This window comes from Stenotrophomonas sp. Steno-C17, assembly GCF_056393165.1.
Genome location: NZ_JBWJPD010000001.1, coordinates 298,169 through 315,070 on the forward strand (window position 1 = coordinate 298,169; position 16,902 = coordinate 315,070).

General features: G+C 66.8%; 14 protein-coding genes. 12 read left to right on the plus strand and 2 right to left on the minus strand.

The window, feature by feature from the left end; all coding sequences use genetic code 11:
• Positions 1-77 precede the first annotated feature (77 nt).
• Positions 78-401 (plus strand): hypothetical protein, encoded by a 324-nt coding sequence (locus tag AC06FA_RS01340; protein WP_312708414.1) that lies wholly within the window; start codon positions 78-80, stop codon positions 399-401.
• A gap of 68 nt (positions 402-469) precedes the next feature.
• Positions 470-2,566 (plus strand): prolyl oligopeptidase family serine peptidase, encoded by a 2,097-nt coding sequence (locus tag AC06FA_RS01345; protein WP_478066786.1) that lies wholly within the window; start codon positions 470-472, stop codon positions 2,564-2,566.
• Positions 2,567-2,674: 108 nt separating this feature from the next.
• Here AC06FA_RS01345 and AC06FA_RS01350 read toward each other — a convergent pair whose 3' ends face one another.
• Positions 2,675-3,859, minus strand: coding sequence for a pyridoxal phosphate-dependent aminotransferase (locus AC06FA_RS01350; RefSeq protein ID WP_478066787.1), 1,185 nt, complete (start codon positions 3,857-3,859; stop codon positions 2,675-2,677).
• 145 nt (positions 3,860-4,004) lie between these two features.
• Between AC06FA_RS01350 and AC06FA_RS01355 the strand changes: the two genes are divergently transcribed.
• The 8 genes from AC06FA_RS01355 (at position 4,005) to hslU (ending at position 11,509) form a co-directional block, all read left to right on the plus strand.
• Positions 4,005-6,116: a S9 family peptidase gene (locus AC06FA_RS01355; protein WP_478066788.1), complete on the plus strand. Its 2,112-nt coding sequence runs from the start codon at positions 4,005-4,007 to the stop codon at positions 6,114-6,116.
• Positions 6,117-6,170: 54 nt separating this feature from the next.
• Complete coding sequence (locus tag AC06FA_RS01360; RefSeq protein WP_478066789.1) at positions 6,171-6,596, plus strand: YbaN family protein; 426 nt, start codon at positions 6,171-6,173, stop codon at positions 6,594-6,596.
• 162 nt (positions 6,597-6,758) lie between these two features.
• On the plus strand, positions 6,759-6,998 hold the full coding sequence (lptM, locus tag AC06FA_RS01365; RefSeq protein ID WP_108750481.1) for an LPS translocon maturation chaperone LptM: 240 nt from the start codon (positions 6,759-6,761) through the stop codon (positions 6,996-6,998).
• The gene (dapF, locus tag AC06FA_RS01370; RefSeq protein ID WP_478066790.1) at positions 6,991-7,842 is read left to right on the plus strand and encodes a diaminopimelate epimerase; all 852 of its coding nucleotides are present in this window, start codon (positions 6,991-6,993) and stop codon (positions 7,840-7,842) included. The genes lptM and dapF overlap by 8 nt, the downstream gene beginning before the upstream one ends.
• Positions 7,839-8,513: a DUF484 family protein gene (locus AC06FA_RS01375; RefSeq protein ID WP_478066792.1), complete on the plus strand. Its 675-nt coding sequence runs from the start codon at positions 7,839-7,841 to the stop codon at positions 8,511-8,513. The genes dapF and AC06FA_RS01375 overlap by 4 nt, the downstream gene beginning before the upstream one ends.
• A 16-nt stretch (positions 8,514-8,529) precedes the next feature.
• Positions 8,530-9,408 (plus strand): tyrosine recombinase XerC, encoded by an 879-nt coding sequence (gene xerC, locus AC06FA_RS01380; protein ID WP_108754194.1) that lies wholly within the window; start codon positions 8,530-8,532, stop codon positions 9,406-9,408.
• Between the two features lie 112 nt (positions 9,409-9,520).
• Positions 9,521-10,072, plus strand: a complete 552-nt coding sequence (gene hslV / locus AC06FA_RS01385; RefSeq protein WP_005411093.1) for an ATP-dependent protease subunit HslV — start codon at positions 9,521-9,523, stop codon at positions 10,070-10,072.
• A 60-nt stretch (positions 10,073-10,132) separates the two neighbouring features.
• Positions 10,133-11,509 (plus strand): ATP-dependent protease ATPase subunit HslU, encoded by a 1,377-nt coding sequence (gene hslU, locus AC06FA_RS01390; protein ID WP_478066793.1) that lies wholly within the window; start codon positions 10,133-10,135, stop codon positions 11,507-11,509.
• Between the two features lie 176 nt (positions 11,510-11,685).
• Here hslU and AC06FA_RS01395 read toward each other — a convergent pair whose 3' ends face one another.
• Positions 11,686-12,339: a TetR family transcriptional regulator gene (locus tag AC06FA_RS01395; RefSeq protein WP_478066794.1), complete on the minus strand. Its 654-nt coding sequence runs from the start codon at positions 12,337-12,339 to the stop codon at positions 11,686-11,688.
• Between the two features lie 226 nt (positions 12,340-12,565).
• Here AC06FA_RS01395 and smeD point away from each other — a divergent pair, with 226 nt between their 5' ends.
• Both smeD and smeE read left to right on the plus strand, forming a co-directional pair.
• The gene (gene smeD / locus AC06FA_RS01400; RefSeq protein ID WP_478066795.1) at positions 12,566-13,753 is read left to right on the plus strand and encodes a multidrug efflux RND transporter periplasmic adaptor subunit SmeD; all 1,188 of its coding nucleotides are present in this window, start codon (positions 12,566-12,568) and stop codon (positions 13,751-13,753) included.
• A gap of 12 nt (positions 13,754-13,765) precedes the next feature.
• Complete coding sequence (gene smeE, locus AC06FA_RS01405) at positions 13,766-16,888, plus strand: multidrug efflux RND transporter permease subunit SmeE (protein ID WP_478066796.1); 3,123 nt, start codon at positions 13,766-13,768, stop codon at positions 16,886-16,888.
• Positions 16,889-16,902: the final 14 nt, after the last annotated feature.

The window sequence follows — 16,902 nt, forward strand, 5'->3', positions numbered from 1 at the left end:
CCGATCCGTCAATGGTGTCGCAGCCCGTGAGAAGCGTTGCCGCCACGCTGTGCGCCATCGATCACCGGAGAACGACCATGAACGCACGCACCGCGCATCGCCCGTCAGCTGAACGCCTCAGGCAGCGTCCCGATCCGCGTGTGCTGCGGCTGGTGCAGCAGCTGGCCCTGGCAGGCGTGGCGCTGGTGCTGGTGTGGCCGGCTGCACGCGGCCATCACGCCTGGCTGGGCTGGGCACCGCTGTGGTTGGTCGGCATGCCGCTGGTGGCGTGGTGGGCCCTGCTGGGCTGCCCGTTGCCCGTGCGGGCAGCCCTGCGGCGGTTGCGCGGTCCGCAGCAGCAGGCACGGCGGCGTCCGTCGCGCCGGCAGCGGCGCGCACGCGGGCAGGCGGCCACAGCCTGACCTTCGACACGGGGGCGGCCGTCCGAACCGTGCTAGCGTTCCACGGCTAATGACTGCCTGGAGCTGCAATGTCGCGATTCGCTTCCGCCTGCCTGTTGGCCGGCATGATGACCGGCGCCTCGGTGGGGACCGCCGTGGCCGCTGAAGACACCGACCGTTACGCTTGGCTGGAGGACGTGACCGGCGACAAGCCGCTGTCCTGGGTGAAGGAACAGAACGCCAAGTCCGAGGCGCGCCTGGCGCAGACCCCGGCGTTCAAGCAGATGGAAGCAAGCATCCGCGAGGTGCTGGATTCGGACGCCAAGATTCCCGGCGTGCAGAAGATTGGCGAGTACTACTACAACTTCTGGAAGGACAAGCAGCACGAGCGCGGCCTGTGGCGCCGCACCACGCTGGCCGAGTACCGCAAGGCCTCGCCGCAGTGGGAAACCGTGCTGGACCTGGACGCGCTGAACAAGGCCGAGGGCGAGAACTGGGTCTGGCACGGCGCCGACTGCCTGCGCCCGGACTACAGCCGCTGCCTGATCGCGCTGTCGCGCGGTGGCGCCGACGCCGATGTCACCCGCGAATTCGACCTGGCCAACAAGGCCTGGATCAAGGATGGCTTCTTCCGTCCCGAATCGAAGGGCGGCCTGGGCTGGATCGACCGCGACACGGTGTTCGTCTACACCGATTTCGGCGCCGGCTCGATGACCACCTCCGGCTACCCGCGCGTGGCCAAGCTGTGGAAGCGTGGCACGCCGATGGCCTCGGCCAGCGTGGTCTACGAAGGCAAGCCGGAAGACATGTACATCGCGGCCATGCACGATGACACCCCCGGTTTCGAGCGCAACCTGGTCAGCCGCACGCTGGCCTTCTACAACAACGAGATCTACCTGCGCAGCGACACCGGTGCGCTGACCAAGATCGACGCGCCGAACTCGGCCGAGAAGGGCCTGCACAAGCAGTGGCTGACTCTGGAACTGCGTGATCCGTGGACCGTGGGCGGCAAGACCTACGCCTCCGGTTCGCTGCTGGCGACCAAGCTGGACGACTTCCTGGCCGGCAAGCGCGACTTCGAGGTGCTGTTCGCGCCGACCGCCACCACCTCGCTGGCCAGTGCCTCGTGGACGAAGAACCACCTGGTGCTGAACGTGCTGGATGACGTCAAGAACCGCCTGTCGGTACTGACGCCGAGCGCGAAGGGCTGGCAGAAGAGCGACTTCGTCGGCGCGCCGGCGTTCGGCACGCTGGGCGTCAGTGCGGTCGACAGCAACGACAGCGACGCGGTCTGGCTGACCGCCACCGACTACCTGACCCCGACCACCCTGGCCATTGCCGACATCGGCAAGGCGCCGGAAGTGCTGAAGACCATGCCGGCCTTCTTCGATGCCGACGGCAAGGTGATCGAACAGCACTTCGCCACCAGCAAGGACGGCACCCGCGTGCCGTACTTCGTGGTGCATGACAAGGCGATGAAGCTGGACGGTTCCAACCCGACCCTGCTGTACGGCTACGGTGGCTTCGAAATCTCGCTCACCCCGGCCTATTCCGGCGGCATGGGCCGCGCGTGGCTGGAAAAGGGCGGCGTGTACGTGGTCGCCAACATCCGTGGCGGTGGCGAGTACGGCCCGCGCTGGCACCAGGCGGCGCTGAAGCAGAAACGTCACAAGGCCTATGAAGACATGGCCGCAGTTGCCCAGGATCTGGTTACCCGCAAGATCACCAGCGCCAAGCACCTGGGTGTGCAGGGCGGCAGCAACGGTGGCCTGCTGACCGGCAACATGCTCACCCAGTACCCGGAGTTGTTCGGTGCGGTGGTGGTGCAGGTGCCGCTGCTGGACATGAAGCGCTACAGCCACCTGCTGGCCGGGGCTTCGTGGATGGCCGAGTACGGCAACCCGGACACCAGCGACTGGGAGTTCATCAAGACCTTCTCGCCGTACCACCTGTTCGACGCGAAGAAGAACTACCCGCCGGTGCTGTTCACCACGTCCACCCGCGATGACCGCGTGCATCCGGGCCACGCCCGCAAGATGGCGGCCAAGATGATCGACGCCGGCAAGGACGTGACCTACTACGAGAACATCGAAGGCGGTCATGGCGGTGCAGCCAACAACGCGCAGGCCGCGCATATGTCCGCGCTGGCCTACAGCTTCCTGTGGGAGCGCTTGGGCGGCAAGTGATGGAATGAAAAACGCCGCCCTCGGGCGGCGTTTTTCGTTGGGGCCCACGTATCCACGCATGGCGTGGATCTACCGGTGCGTCGCGCGCTCGCCGGGCATGGCCCGGCGCTACCGGAACCGCTGCAACCCGCGCGCGATCCGCGCCACCGCCTCCTGCAACCGCGGCACTTCCTGGGTGTAGGCCAACCGCACGTGCTGGTTGGCGCGGTGGAAGCCAAAGTCCAGGCCCGGCGTGAACGCCACGTGCTCGGTTTCCAGGAAGTGCGCGCAGAATGCCTGCGCGTCGTCGGTGAATGCGCTGACATCGGCGTACAGGTAGAACGCGCCCTGCGGTTCCACTTCGATGCGGAAACCCAAGTCGCGCAGCGCAGGCAGCAGGAAATCACGGCGCTGCTGGAACGCCTGTCGGCGCTGCTCGAAGATCGCCATCGCCTCCTCGCTGAAGCACGCCAGCGCAGCGTGCTGGGCGATGCTCGAGGCGCTGATGTACAGGTTCTGCGCCAGTTTTTCCAACTCGGGCACCGCAGCCGGCGGCGCCACCAGCCAGCCCAGCCGCCAGCCGGTCATGCCGAAGTACTTGGAGAAGCTGTTCAGCACGAACGCGCTGTCATCCACCTGCAGCACGCTGGGCGCGTCCAGGCCATACGTGAGGCCGTGGTAGATCTCGTCCACCACCAGGTGGCCGCCGCGCGCATGCAGCGACCTCGACAAGGCGGCCAGTTCATCGGCCGACAGCACCGTGCCGGTCGGGTTGGCCGGCGATGCCACCAGCGCACCCACGCTGTCGCTGTTCCAGTGCTGTTCCACCAGTGCAGGGGTCAGCTGGTAGGCGGTGTCCGGGCCGACCGGCACCAGCTGCGCGCCACCTTCCACCAGCCGCAGGAAGTGGCGATTGCACGGATAGCCCGGGTCGGCCAGCAGCCAGTGCCGGCCCGGATCAACCAGCAGGCTGCTGGCCAGCAGCAGCGCGCCCGAACCACCGGGGGTGACCAGGATGCGCTCGGGATCGATGTCCAGCCGGTGATGGCTGGCATAGAAACCGCTGATGGCCTGGCGCAGCGCCGGCAGCCCGCGCGCGGCGGTGTAGCGGGTGTGGCCGGCGGCCAGCGCGGCCTGGCCGGCGCGCACGATGGGGTCGGCGGTGGTGAAGTCCGGCTCGCCGATCTCCAGGTGGATCACATCGTGGCCGGCCTGTTCCAGCGCCTGTGCGCGGGCCAGCAGGGACATCACGTGGAACGGGGCGATTTCATGGCTGCGCCGGCTGTAGCCCGGCGTGTGGGGCAGGGTGCTCATACGCCCATGGTACGCCGCACGCCGGGGGGACGCTGCAGCGGTGGTAGAGTCGAGCTTGCTCGACTGCTGTTGCGGTCAGCCGAGCAAGCCCGACCCGACCTACGCCACGGACGCCATTGCGTAACCGCACCAGGACCCTTATTTCATGAAATCCACCCTCTGCCTGTTGCTTGCCAGCCTGATGACCAGCACCGCTACCGCCGCCACCCCGCCCGTTCCGCCGGATGCCCAGAAGCACCCGCACGAGGTCAAGGCGCCGTTCGGCGCGACCCGCAACGATGACTATTACTGGCTGCGCGACGACACGCGCGAAAACAAGGACATGCTGGCCTACCTGCAGGCCGAGAATGCCTACGCCGACCAGCTGCTGGCGCCGTTGAAGCCTCTGGAAGACACGCTGTACAACGAGATCGTCGGCCGCATCAAGCAGGACGACGCCAGCGTGCCGGCGCGCGAGCGCGGCTACTGGTACTACAGCCGCTTCGAGACCGGCCAGGATTACCCCATCCACGCGCGCCGAAAGGGCAGCATGGAGGCGCCGGAAGAAGTGCTGTTGGACGTGAACACGATGGCCGCCGGCAAGGGCTACTTCAATGTCGGCTCGATGGAAGTCAGCCAGGACAACCAGCTGCTGGCCTGGGCCGACGACGATGTGGGCCGTCGCCAGTACACCATCCGCTTCAAGGACCTGCGCAGCGGCCAGGTGCTGCCCGATGTGATCACCGGTAGTTCCGGCGATCTGGTCTGGGCCGATGACAACCGCACCGTGCTGTACGTGGAAAACGACCCGGAAACTCTGCTGACCGTGCGAGTGAAGAAGCACGTGCTGGGCACCCCGGCCAGCGCCGATACCGTGGTCTACGAAGAAAAGGACGATAGCTTCTACATGGGCATCGGCCGCACCCGCGACGATCGCTTCATCACCATCGGCGTGCACAGCACCGTGTCTTCGGAAGAGCGCTATGCCCCGGCCAGCGACCCGACCACGTTCACTGTGCTGGCCCCGCGCCAGCGCGATGTGGAGTACGACGCCGACCACTACGATGGCCGCTGGGTGATCCGCACCAACGACGGGGCGAAGAACTTCAAGCTGGTCACCGCGCCCACCGATGCCACCTCGCGCGCGCAGTGGAAGGACTGGATCGCCCACGACGATGCGGTGTTCATCGAAGGCTTCGAGTTGTTTGACAGCTACACCGCCATTGCCGAACGTTCCGAAGGCCTGGAGCGTGTGCGCCTGTTGTTCAAGGACGGCCGCACCGACTACGTGAAGGCTGATGAGCCGGCGTACTCGATGGGCCTGGGTGACAACACCGAGGCCGATACGCCGTGGCTGCGTTACGTCTACACCTCGATGACCACCCCGACCACGGTGTTCGAACTGAACACCGCCACCGGCGAGCGCCGCCAGCTGAAGGTGCAGCCGGTGATCGGCTACGACGCCAGCAAGTACGAAACCGACCGGGTGTGGGTGACCGCGCGCGACGGCGTGAAGGTGCCGGTGTCGCTGGTCTACCGCAAGGGCTACCAGAAGGACGGCAAGGGCGCGCTGTTCCAGTACGCCTATGGCAGCTACGGCATGTCGATGGACCCGTATTTCAACCAGACCGCGGTCAGCCTGCTCGACCGGGGCGTGGTGTATGCCATCGCCCATATCCGCGGTGGCCAGGAAATGGGCCGCGACTGGTATGAGAACGGCAAGCTGCTGCACAAGCAGAACACCTTCAACGACTTCATCGACGTGACCCGCGCGCTGGTGGCGCAGGGCTGGGCGGCGAAGGACCGGGTGGCCGCCTCCGGTGGCAGCGCCGGTGGCCTGCTGATGGGCGCGGTGGCCAACCAGGCGCCGCAGGATTACCGGGTGATGGTGGCGCAGGTGCCGTTCGTGGACGTGGTCACCACCATGCTCGACCCGACCATTCCGCTGACCACCAACGAGTACGACGAGTGGGGCAACCCGGAACAGAAGCCGTACTACGACTACATGCTGTCCTACTCGCCCTACGACAACGTAAAGAAGCAGGCCTACCCGGCGCTGTTCGTGGGCACCGGCCTGTGGGATTCGCAGGTGCAGTACTGGGAACCGGCCAAGTGGGTGGCCAAGCTGCGCGATGACAACACGGGGTCGTTGCCGATCCTGTTCCGCACCAACATGCAAGCCGGCCACGGTGGCAAGTCCGGGCGTTTCCAGCGCTACCGCGAGCTGTCCGAGTCGTATGCGTTCGTGCTGCAGCAGCTGGGCATCGCCCAGCCGTAAGCGGGGTGGGGTGCCGGGCACTGCCTGGCACCCTGAACCGGTATTCTTGCTGCCATGACCCTGCCCGAACCGCCCCCGGCCCGCGATGATGCTCCGCCCCCGCGCGTGGTGCGTTTCCGCTGGGCCTGGTGGCTGCTGGCCTACGTCAGCCTGGGCACCGGCATCGTCGGCATCTTCGTGCCGGGCCTGCCCACCACCGTATTCATCCTGATTTCCGCCTGGGCCGCCTCGCGCGGTTCCGAGCGCCTGCACACCTGGCTGCTGCAGCATCCCCGTTTCGGCCCGGCCATCGCCAACTGGCAGGCCCACGGCGCGGTCAGCCGCTATGGCAAATGGATGGCCACGATCACCATGGCCGTGTGCGCCGGCATCATGCTGTGGTGCGTGCCGATTGCCTGGGTGAAGTGGTTCTCCATCGGCAGCATGACCGTGGTGGCGATCTGGCTGTGGACGCGGCCGCTGCCGCCGCCGGAAGGCTGAACATGGCCTGCTGTGGGCGGCCCGTGGCGGGTGGTCAGGGGGTAGAGTCGACTGTTAGTCGACTGCTCTTGCAACGGCCGTGAAAAACCCGCGCTGCGCGCGATAGTCGACCAACGGTCGACTCTACCTACCGCTCAGCCACCAATGGCTATACTCGGGGGCATGAAGATTCCCCATCGCAATGCCATTCTGATTCCGTTGGCAGCGGCCTCGCTGCTGTTCCTGTCCGCCTGCGGCAACAAGGGCCCGCTGGTACTGCCGCAGAAGCCGGTGCCGGTGGAAGAAGTGGTTGAGCCGGCCGCCGATGCCGAGGCGACGCCGCCGGCCACCCAGCCGACCAGCGACGGCAGTCCGTCCACCACCCCCGACCCGATCAAGCCGGTGGACGACGGGAATGAGTAAGGCCGGCAACAACGCGCTGCGCTTCAGCAAGATGCACGGCGCAGGCAACGACTTCGTGGTGATCGACCTGCGCGACGGCACCCCGCCGCCGACGCCGGAACTGGCCGCGCGCCTGGCCGACCGCCACACCGGCGTGGGCTGCGACCAGATCCTGACCATCGAGCCGCCGCGTGCGGACGGCTCGGTGGCCTCGTACCGCATCTGGAATGCCGACGGTTCCAATTCCGAGCAGTGCGGCAACGGCGCGCGCTGCATCGCCGCCTGGCTGGTGCGCGAGGGCAGTGCGCAGGGCGCGCAGTTCGTCATCGACAGCCCGCTGGCCAGCCATGCCGTGCAGGTGCTGGGCGATGGCCGCTACTCGGTGGCCATGGGCGTGCCAGCCTTCGAACCGGCGCAGGTGCCGCTGGTGGGCTTTGCCCATCCGCGTGAGGAATACCTGCTGCCGCTGCAGGGGGAGAGCGTGCGTTTCGCCGCCGTGTCGATGGGCAACCCGCACGCCGTGATCGAAGTGGGCCTGGTGGACGCCGCGCCGGTGGAGCGCGTGGGCGGCCTGCTGCAGCAGCATGCTTCGTTCCCCAACTCGGTGAACGTGGGCTTCGCCCAGGTGATGGCGCCCGACCATGCGCGCCTGCGCGTGTTCGAGCGTGGCGTGGGCGAGACCCTGGCCTGCGGCAGCGGTGCCTGTGCCGCAGCGGTCACCCTGATGCAGCGCGGGCGCCTGCAGCGCGATGCCCGCATCAGTCTGCCCGGCGGTGAACTGCGCATCCAGTGGCCCGGTGAAGGCCAGCCGGTGGTGATGGCCGGCCCGACCGCATTCGTCTTCGAAGGGGAGTGGAGTGCATGACTGAGACCGCCGACAAGCTCGGGGCCCACGAAGTCGCCAGCTGGCTGCGGCGGCATCCGGGCTTCCTCAAGCAGTTTCCCGACCTGGCCCTGACCCTGGTGGTGCCGCGCGACGACGGCCCCACCGCGTCGCTGGCCAGCTACCAGCTGGAAGTGCTGCGCGAGAAGAACCGCGAGCTGGCGCGGCGGCTGGCCGACCTGGGCGCCACCGCCCAGGTGAACGAGCGGCTGGCGGTGCGTACCCACCAGCTGACCCTGGCGCTGATGAAGCAGGACAACGCCGCCGACACGCTGCGCGCGATGGCGGCCTCGCTGCAGGAAGACTTCGCCGGCGATCTGGTGCGGCTGGTGGTGCATGCGCCGGTGGCCGGGCTGGAACAGGCCGACTGGCTGCAGGTGATCGCCGCCGATGACCCGCAGCTGGGCCCGTTCCGTGACTGCCTGAAAGATGGCGAGCCGATCTGCGGCCGCCTGCAGGCCGACAAGAACACCGTGCTGTACGGCGTGCGCAGCGAGGAAGTGCAGACCACCGCCTTGCTGCCGCTGCCGGGCGTTGGCCTGATTGCCGTGGGCAGCCACGACCCGAATCGCTTCTACCCGGGCATGGGCACGCTGTTCCTGCGCATGATGGGCGATGCCCTGGCCACCGGCCTGAAGCGATTCCACGACTGAACGGAGCGCTGCCTCAATGAGCGCGGTACAGCAGTTCCTGCAGCACCTGCAGGTGGAGCGGCGGATGTCGGCGCACACGCTCGACGCCTACCGTCGCGACCTGGATGCGCTGTCGGTCTGGGCCGAACCGCGCGGTGTGGCGGTGGAGGCGCTGGACGTGGATGCGGTGCGCCAGTTCGTGGCCGACGAACACCGTCGCGGCCTGTCGGCCAAGAGCCTGCAGCGCCGCCTGTCGGCCTGCCGCAGTTTCTATGCCTGGCTGCTGCGCCATGGCCGCATCGAGGCCAGCCCGGCGGCCACCCTGAAGGCACCGCGCGCGCCGCGGCGCCTGCCGCAGGTACTGGATGCCGATGAAGCGGTACAGCTGGTCGAGCTGGAGCCGGAAGGCGAGCTGGGCCGCCGCGACCGCGCGCTGCTGGAACTGTTCTATTCGTCCGGGCTGCGCCTGAGCGAAGTGTGTGCGCTGACCTGGCGCGACCTGGATTTCGCCAGCGGCCTGGTGAACGTGATGGGCAAGGGCAACCGCCAGCGCCGGGTGCCGTTCGGGCGGCCGGCGCGCGAGGCGTTGCTGGCCTGGCGCAGTGAAAGTGGCGGACTGCCGGCCCTGCCGGTGTTTCCCGGCCGCAACGGGCCGATCAGCCAGCGCGCGGTGCAGGTGCGCATCCGCCAGCTGGCGCAGCGGCAGGGTCTGTTCAAGCACGTGCACCCGCACATGCTGCGGCATAGCTTCGCCAGCCATATCCTGGAATCGTCGGGCGATCTGCGTGGCGTGCAGGAACTGCTGGGCCATGCCGACATCGCCACCACCCAGATCTACACCCATCTGGATTTCCAGCACCTGGCCAAGGTCTACGACGCGTCCCACCCGCGCGCCAAGCGCAAACCGACCGGGTAGCGCCGGGCCATGCCCGGCGAGCGCAGCGCCGCCGCTGAACGGCAGCCATCCACGCAGGCTTGATCGCCCCCGTCGCTGTCCCCATGTCCGGTGAACAGCTATCGGAGGCCGCATGGACCCCAGTCAGAATCCCAACGTTTTCCACGCCACCACCATCGTCTGCGTCCGCCGCGGCGAGCACGTGGCCATTGCCGGTGATGGCCAGGTCACGCTGGGCCACACGGTGATGAAGGGCAATGCACGCAAGGTCCGCCGGCTCGGCCGCGACGGCCAGGTGCTGGCCGGTTTCGCCGGCGCCGCCGCCGATGCGTTCACCCTGTTCGAACTGTTCGAAGCCAAGCTGGAAAAGCATGGCCAGCTGCAGCGCGCCGCCGTCGAGCTGGCCAAGGATTGGCGCACCGAGCGTCGCCTGGGCAAGCTGGAAGCCCTGCTGGCCGTGGCCGACAAGGAAACCTCGTTGATCATCAGCGGCACCGGCGATGTGATCGAGCCGGAGGACGGCATCATCGCCATCGGTTCCGGCGGTTCCTATGCCCTGTCGGCCGCACGCGCGCTGATGGCGCACACCGAACTGGATGCACGCACGATTGCCAGCGAAGCCATCGGCATTGCCGGCGACATCTGCATCTACACCAACCGCAACGTGGTGGTCGAGGAGCTGTAAGGCTCCCCGATCCGCCGGGCGTGGCCCGGCGCTACCGACAACGCATTCGTGAGCACATCCATGTCGAAGATCGAAGTTTCCTCTGCCACCATGACCCCGCGCGAGATCGTGCAGGAACTGGACCGGCATATCGTGGGCCAGCACGACGCCAAGCGCGCGGTGGCCATCGCCCTGCGCAACCGCTGGCGCCGCATGCAGCTGGTGCCTGAGCTGCGCAACGAAGTGATGCCGAAGAACATCCTGATGATCGGCCCTACCGGCGTGGGCAAGACCGAGATCGCACGCCGCCTGGCTACCCTGGCCAACGCGCCGTTCGTGAAGGTCGAAGCGACGCGCTTCACCGAAGTGGGCTACGTCGGCAAGGACGTCGAGCAGATCATCCGTGACCTGGCCGATACCGCAGTCAAGCTGTATCGCGAGCAGGCCAAGGTGCGCGTGCGCACGCAGGCCGAAGAACGCGCCGAAGACCGCATCCTGGATGCGCTGCTGCCGCGTCGCAGCGGCGGCATCGGTTTCGATCCGGAAGCGGCGCGCAACGAGTCGTCGGCGCAGGACAACGAAACCCGCATCAAGTTCCGCAAGATGCTGCGCAGCGGCGAGCTGGACGAACGCGAGATCGAGCTCGACCTGGCCGCCAATGTCAGCATGGACATCATGACCCCGCCGGGCATGGAAGAAATGGGCCAGCAGCTGAAGTCGATGTTCGCCAACCTGGGCGGTGGCGCCAAGGCGCACAAGCGCACGCTGACCATCAAGGCCGCACGCCCGCTGCTGGTGGAAGAAGAAGCCGGCAAGCTGGTCAACGAGGATGACATCCGCACAGCCGCCATCGAAGCCTGCGAACAGCACGGCATCGTCTTCATCGACGAGATCGACAAGGTGGCCAAGCGCGGAGATGCAGGCTCATCTGGCGGCGATGTGTCGCGCGAAGGCGTGCAGCGCGACCTGCTGCCGCTGGTGGAAGGTTCCAACGTGTCCACCAAGTACGGCACGATCAAGACCGACCACATCCTGTTCATTGCCTCCGGTGCGTTCCACCTGGCCAAGCCCAGCGATCTGATTCCGGAACTGCAGGGTCGTTTCCCGATCCGCGTGGAACTGGGCGCGCTCAGCAAAAACGATTTCGTGCGCATCCTGACCGAGCCCAAGGCCGCGCTGACCAAGCAGTACGAAGCGCTGCTGGCTACCGAGGGCGTCAAGGTCAGCTTCACCGCCGATGCCATCGACCGCCTGGCCGAGATCGCTTTCCAAGTGAACGAGCGCCAGGAGAACATCGGTGCGCGGCGCCTGCATACCGTGCTGGAACGTCTGCTGGATTCGCTCAGCTACGAAGCGCCGGACCGTGATGGTGAAACCCTGGCCATCGACAGTGCCTATGTCGATGCCCACCTGGGTGAACTGGTGCAGGACCCGGACCTGAGCCGCTACATCCTGTAATGCCAGGCGGGGTCGGATCCCTCGCGCCAGCGAGGGCTCTGCCCCCCGGCCCGTAATGCATGAGGCCGCCGAAAGGCGGCCTTTTTCATGGGGTCGGATCCCTCGCATCGCGAGGGCTCTGACCCCCGGATATCTGCGCAGGGTCAGAGCCCTCTCCTGCGGAGAGGGATCCGACCCTACGGCAACGGCTCGGGAATCGATCCCGGCACGAACACGCCGTCCTTCACGTAGGCGGCCAGGGTCATGTCCAGCGCCAGCATGCCGTCGCGCTTGAGGTCCATCAGTTCCGGTTCCACCATCGCCCCATGCAGTACGCCCAGCACGGTGGCGTGCAGCATGCGCGCGGCAATCCTGGGGTCGGCCCCGTCGCGCAGCTGGCCCAGGTCCTGCGCCCGGCGCAGTGCACGTTCCATCCGGTCCAGCGCATCGCGGAAACCGGACTGCTGCAGTTCGGCCAGCGCCCGGCTTTCCGACGAGGCATCGCTGCGCAGCATGATTTCCATGGTCTTGCGCAGGCGTTCGTCCTCCGAAAGCTCGATGAACGAGTAGATCATCACCGCACGCAGGTCGAGGATCGGCGTCTGCCGTTCGTCGCTGGAGGTGCGCTCCAGTTCCTGCATGAAGGGCAGGTGCACCCGCTGGATGATCGCGGCCAGCACCTCGGTCTTGTTCTTGAAGTGCCAGTACACCGCGCCGCGGGTATAGCCGGCGCGCGCGCCGATCATCTCCAGCGTGGTCCGGGCCACCCCGTGTTCATGGAAGCAGGCCTCGGCCGCATCAAGGATGCCTTCGCGGGTGGCCTGGGTGTCCTCTTTGGTCTTGCGCGCCATGGGTCAGGTGAGTGGGTACGAGTGCCGGTGAAACCTGGCTGAATTGTACCGCTTTACAAACAAACAAGCATGTATGTATATTTCGTATCCACGCTCCCCGCCGTGTATGTGCGTCAGCCCATGCCCGGGGAGGGCTCCCTTCGCGACCACCCAGCCCGCCTCCTGGCGCCCGGCAGTCGTATCAGGGCGCCCTGAGAATTCCCCCTTGTCGCGAGCCCCCAGCCCCATGCACCTGACCCGAATCCGTCCTTTCCTGCTGTCGCTGGCCATCGCCGCGACCGTGGCCGCCTGCGGTGGCCAACCCGAACAGCCCCAGCAAGGCCCCGGCCAGGTGACCGTGGTCACCCTGAAGTCGGAAAGCGTGGGCCTGACCCGCGAGCTGCCCGGCCGCACCAATGCCTTCCTGGTGGCCGAAGTGCGCCCGCAGGTCAGCGGCATCGTGGCCAAGCGCCTGTTCGCCGAAGGCGGCCTGGTGAAGGAAGGGCAGGCGCTGTATCAGATTGAAGACGCCAGCTACCGCGCCCAGGCCAACAGCGCCCGCGCGCAGCTGGCCCGCGCCGAAGCCACCGCCAATGCCGCGCGGCTGAGCGCCAAGCGCATCACCGAGCTGGCCAAGGTCGATGCGGTCAGCCAGCAGGATCTGGAAAACGCCGTGGCCGCGCAGAAGCAGGCCGAGGCCGATGTCGGCGCCGCCAAGGCCTCGCTGGATGCGGCCAACGTCACCCTCGGCTATGCCCGCATCACCGCGCCCATCAGCGGCCGCATCGGCAAGTCCAGCGTCACCCAGGGTGCGCTGGTCAGCGCCGGCCAGGCCGATGCGCTGGCCACCGTGCAGCAGCTCAGCCCGATCTACGTCGATCTGACCCAGTCCTCGGCCGAGCTGCTGCAGCTGCGCCGTGAACTGGCCGCCGGCCGCCTGCAGGACAACCAGACCCTGCCGGTCACCATCCTGCTGGAAGACGGCAGCGAGTTCCCGCACAAGGGTGCGCTGGAGTTCTCCGAAGTGAGCGTGGACCCGACCACCGGCAGCTACGCGCTGCGGGTGAAGGTGGACAACCCCGACGGCCTGCTGATGCCGGGCATGTACGTGCGCGCGGTGATCGGCGGCGGCGTGCGCGCCGATGCGGTGCTGGTGCCGATGCAGGGCATCGCCCGCGACGCCAAGGGCGAAACCAGCGCCATGGTGGTGGGCAAGGACAACAAGGTGGAAGTGCGTCCGGTGAAGGTCAGCCGCGCGATCGCCGACAAGTGGCTGGTCGAGGACGGCCTGCAGCCGGGTGACAAGGTCATCGTTGAAGGCCTGCAGAAGATCGGCCCCGGCATGCCCGTGCAGGCCACCGAGAAGGGCGCTGCTCCGGCCAAGCCGGACGCCGCCCCGCAGCCTGCCGCGCAGCCGGCCGGCGAAGCGAAGTAAGCGGAGAATTCCATGGCACGTTTCTTTATTGATCGACCCATCTTTGCGTGGGTGATCGCGATCATCATCATGCTGGCCGGTGCGCTGGCCGTGCTGAAGCTGCCGGTGTCGATGTATCCCGAAGTGGCCCCGCCGGCCGTCGAGATCAGCGCCACCTACCCGGGTGCATCGGCCAAGGTGGTCGAGGACTCGGTCACGCAGATCATCGAGCAGAACATGAAGGGCCTGGATGGCCTGATCTACTTCTCGTCCAACAGCTCGGCCAACGGCCAGGCCACCATCACCCTCACCTTCGAAGCCGGCACCAACCCGGACATCGCCCAGGTGCAGGTGCAGAACAAGCTGCAGTTGGCCATGCCGCTGCTGCCGCAGGAAGTACAGCGGCAGGGCATCAACGTGGCCAAGTCCAGCAGCGGCTTCCTGCAGGTGCTGGGCTTTGTGTCCAACGACGGCAGCATGGATGCCAACGACATCGCCGACTACGTGGGCTCCAACATCGTCGACACGCTCAGCCGCGTGCCGGGCGTGGGCAACATCCAGGTGTTCGGTGGCAAGTACGCCATGCGCATCTGGCTGGACCCGAACAAGCTGCACACCTACAAGCTGTCGGTCGATGAAGTGACCGCGGCGATCACCGCACAGAACGCACAGGTGGCCATCGGCCAGCTGGGCGGCGCACCGTCGGTGAAGGGCCAGCAGCTCAACGCCACCATCAACGCGCAGGACCGCCTGCAGACCCCGGAACAGTTCCGCAACATCCTGGTGCGCGGTGGCACCGATGGCAGCGAACTGCGCCTGGGCGACGTTGCCCGCGTGGAACTGGGCGCGGAAAGCTACGACTTCGTCACCCGCTACAACGGCAAGCCGTCCACCGGTATCGCCATCACCCTGGCCACCGGCGCCAACGCGCTGGATACCGCCGAAGGCGTGCGCGCGGCACTGGAAGACATGAAGGCCAGCTTCCCGGCCGGTCTGGAAACGGTCATCCCGTACGACACCACCCCGTTCGTGAAGGTATCGATCAAGGGCGTCATCAAGACCCTGATCGAAGCGATCGTGCTGGTGTTCGTGGTGATGTACCTGTTCCTGCAGAACTTCCGCGCCACCCTCATCCCCACCATCGCGGTGCCGGTGGTGCTGCTGGGTACCTTCGGCGTGCTGGCTGCGCTGGGCTTCTCGGTGAACATGCTGACCATGTTCGCCATGGTGCTGGCCATCGGCCTGCTGGTGGACGATGCCATCGTGGTGGTGGAGAACGTCGAACGCATCATGTCCGAAGAGGGTCTGTCGCCGCTGGAGGCCACCCGCAAGTCGATGAGCCAGATCACCGGCGCGCTGGTGGGCATCGGCCTGGTGCTGTCGGCGGTGTTCGTGCCGATGGCCTTCATGAGCGGCTCCACCGGCATCATCTATCGGCAGTTCTCGGCCACCATTGTTTCGGCCATGGCGCTGTCGGTGCTGGTGGCGATCGTGCTGACCCCGGCGCTGTGCGCCACCATGCTCAAGCCGCTGAAGAAGGGCGAGCACCACGTGGCCCACCGCGGCCTGGCCGGGAAGTTCTTCAACGGCTTCAACCGCGGCTTCGACCGTTCCAGCGAAACCTACCAGCGCGGCGTGAAGGGCATCATCCATCGCCCGTGGCGTTTCATGGGCATCTTCCTGGCGCTGGCCGTGGTGACGGGCGTGCTGTTCGCGCGTCTGCCCAGCTCGTTCCTGCCCAATGAAGACCAGGGCATCATGATGGCGCTGGTGCAGACCCCGGTCGGCGCCACCCAGGAACGCACCCTGGAAGCGATGGCCAAGCTGGAAGACCACTTCCTGAAGAACGAGGCCGACGCGGTCGAGTCGATCTTCGCGGTGCAGGGCTTCAGCTTCGCCGGCATGGGCCAGAACGCGGGCATGGCGTTCGTCAAGCTGAAGGACTGGAGCGAGCGTGATGCCGACCAGAGCGTGGGCGCGATCACCGGGCGTGCGATGGGTGCGCTGGGCCAGATCAAGGATGCCTTCATCTTCGCCTTCCCGCCGCCGGCCATGCCGGAGCTGGGCATCGGTTCGGGTTATACGTTCTTCCTGAAGGACACCAGCGGCAAGGGCCATGACGCCCTGCTGGCCGCGCGCAACCAGCTGCTGGGTGCGGCGGGGCAGAGCAAGCTGCTGGCCAACGTGCGCCCCAACGGCCAGGAAGATACGCCGCAGCTGCGCATCGACGTGGACGTGGAAAAGGCCAACGCGCTGGGTCTGTCGATCAGCTCGATCAACAACACCCTGGCCGCGGCCTGGGGCAGCAGCTACATCGATGACTTCATCGATCGTGGCCGGGTCAAGCGTGTGTACGTGATGGCCGATGCACCGTTCCGCATGAACCCGGACGACTTCAACGTATGGTCGGTGAAGAACGGGCAGGGCGAGATGGTGCCGTTCAGTGCCTTCGCCACCAAGCGCTGGGATTACGGTTCGCCGCGCCTGGAACGCTACAACGGCGTGTCGGCGATGGAAATCCAGGGTGAGCCGGCCTCCGGTGTTGCCTCGGGTGATGCCATGGCCGAGATCGAGCGCATCGCCAAGGATTTGCCGCCGGGCTTCGAGATCGAATGGACGGCGCTGTCCTACCAGGAACGCCAGGCCGGTTCGCAGACCCCGCTGCTGTACACGCTGTCGCTGATGATCGTGTTCCTGTGCCTGGCCGCGCTGTATGAAAGCTGGAGCGTGCCGACTTCGGTGCTGCTGGTGGCGCCGCTGGGCATCCTGGGTGCCGTGCTGGCCAACACCTTCCGTGGCATGGAGCGCGACATCTACTTCCAGGTGGCGATGCTGACCACGGTGGGCCTGACCAGCAAGAACGCGATCCTGATCGTGGAGTTCGCCAAGGAAAACCTGGAGAAGGGCGTTGGCCTGATCGAAGCGACGATGCACGCCGTGCGTGACCGTCTGCGCCCGATCATCATGACCTCGCTGGCGTTCGGCCTGGGCGTGCTGCCGCTGGCCATCGCCTCCGGCGCCGGTTCCGGTGCGCAGCGTGCCATCGGCACCGGCGTGCTGGGCGGCATGCTGGTCGGCACCGTGCTGGGCGTGTTCTTCATTCCGTTGTTCTTCGTGGTCGTGCAGCGCGTGTTCAAGCGCAAGACCGCGGCGTAACCCTGCCGGCGGCG

What these genes read in the sequence shown, in the direction of transcription:
- AC06FA_RS01340 (WP_312708414.1), top strand. Translation starts at nt 78, where the DNA reads ATGAACGCACGCACCGCGCATCGCCCGTCAGCTGAACGCCTCAGGCAG.
- hslV (WP_005411093.1), top strand. Translation starts at nt 9,521, where the DNA reads ATGGACCCCAGTCAGAATCCCAACGTTTTCCACGCCACCACCATCGTC.
- AC06FA_RS01350 (WP_478066787.1), bottom strand. Translation starts at nt 3,859, where the DNA reads ATGAGCACCCTGCCCCACACGCCGGGCTACAGCCGGCGCAGCCATGAA.
- AC06FA_RS01375 (WP_478066792.1), top strand. Translation starts at nt 7,839, where the DNA reads ATGACTGAGACCGCCGACAAGCTCGGGGCCCACGAAGTCGCCAGCTGG.
- xerC (WP_108754194.1), top strand. Translation starts at nt 8,530, where the DNA reads ATGAGCGCGGTACAGCAGTTCCTGCAGCACCTGCAGGTGGAGCGGCGG.
- AC06FA_RS01355 (WP_478066788.1), top strand. Translation starts at nt 4,005, where the DNA reads ATGAAATCCACCCTCTGCCTGTTGCTTGCCAGCCTGATGACCAGCACC.
- AC06FA_RS01360 (WP_478066789.1), top strand. Translation starts at nt 6,171, where the DNA reads ATGACCCTGCCCGAACCGCCCCCGGCCCGCGATGATGCTCCGCCCCCG.
- dapF (WP_478066790.1), top strand. Translation starts at nt 6,991, where the DNA reads ATGAGTAAGGCCGGCAACAACGCGCTGCGCTTCAGCAAGATGCACGGC.
- hslU (WP_478066793.1), top strand. Translation starts at nt 10,133, where the DNA reads ATGTCGAAGATCGAAGTTTCCTCTGCCACCATGACCCCGCGCGAGATC.
- smeE (WP_478066796.1), top strand. Translation starts at nt 13,766, where the DNA reads ATGGCACGTTTCTTTATTGATCGACCCATCTTTGCGTGGGTGATCGCG.
- lptM (WP_108750481.1), top strand. Translation starts at nt 6,759, where the DNA reads ATGAAGATTCCCCATCGCAATGCCATTCTGATTCCGTTGGCAGCGGCC.
- AC06FA_RS01345 (WP_478066786.1), top strand. Translation starts at nt 470, where the DNA reads ATGTCGCGATTCGCTTCCGCCTGCCTGTTGGCCGGCATGATGACCGGC.
- AC06FA_RS01395 (WP_478066794.1), bottom strand. Translation starts at nt 12,339, where the DNA reads ATGGCGCGCAAGACCAAAGAGGACACCCAGGCCACCCGCGAAGGCATC.
- smeD (WP_478066795.1), top strand. Translation starts at nt 12,566, where the DNA reads ATGCACCTGACCCGAATCCGTCCTTTCCTGCTGTCGCTGGCCATCGCC.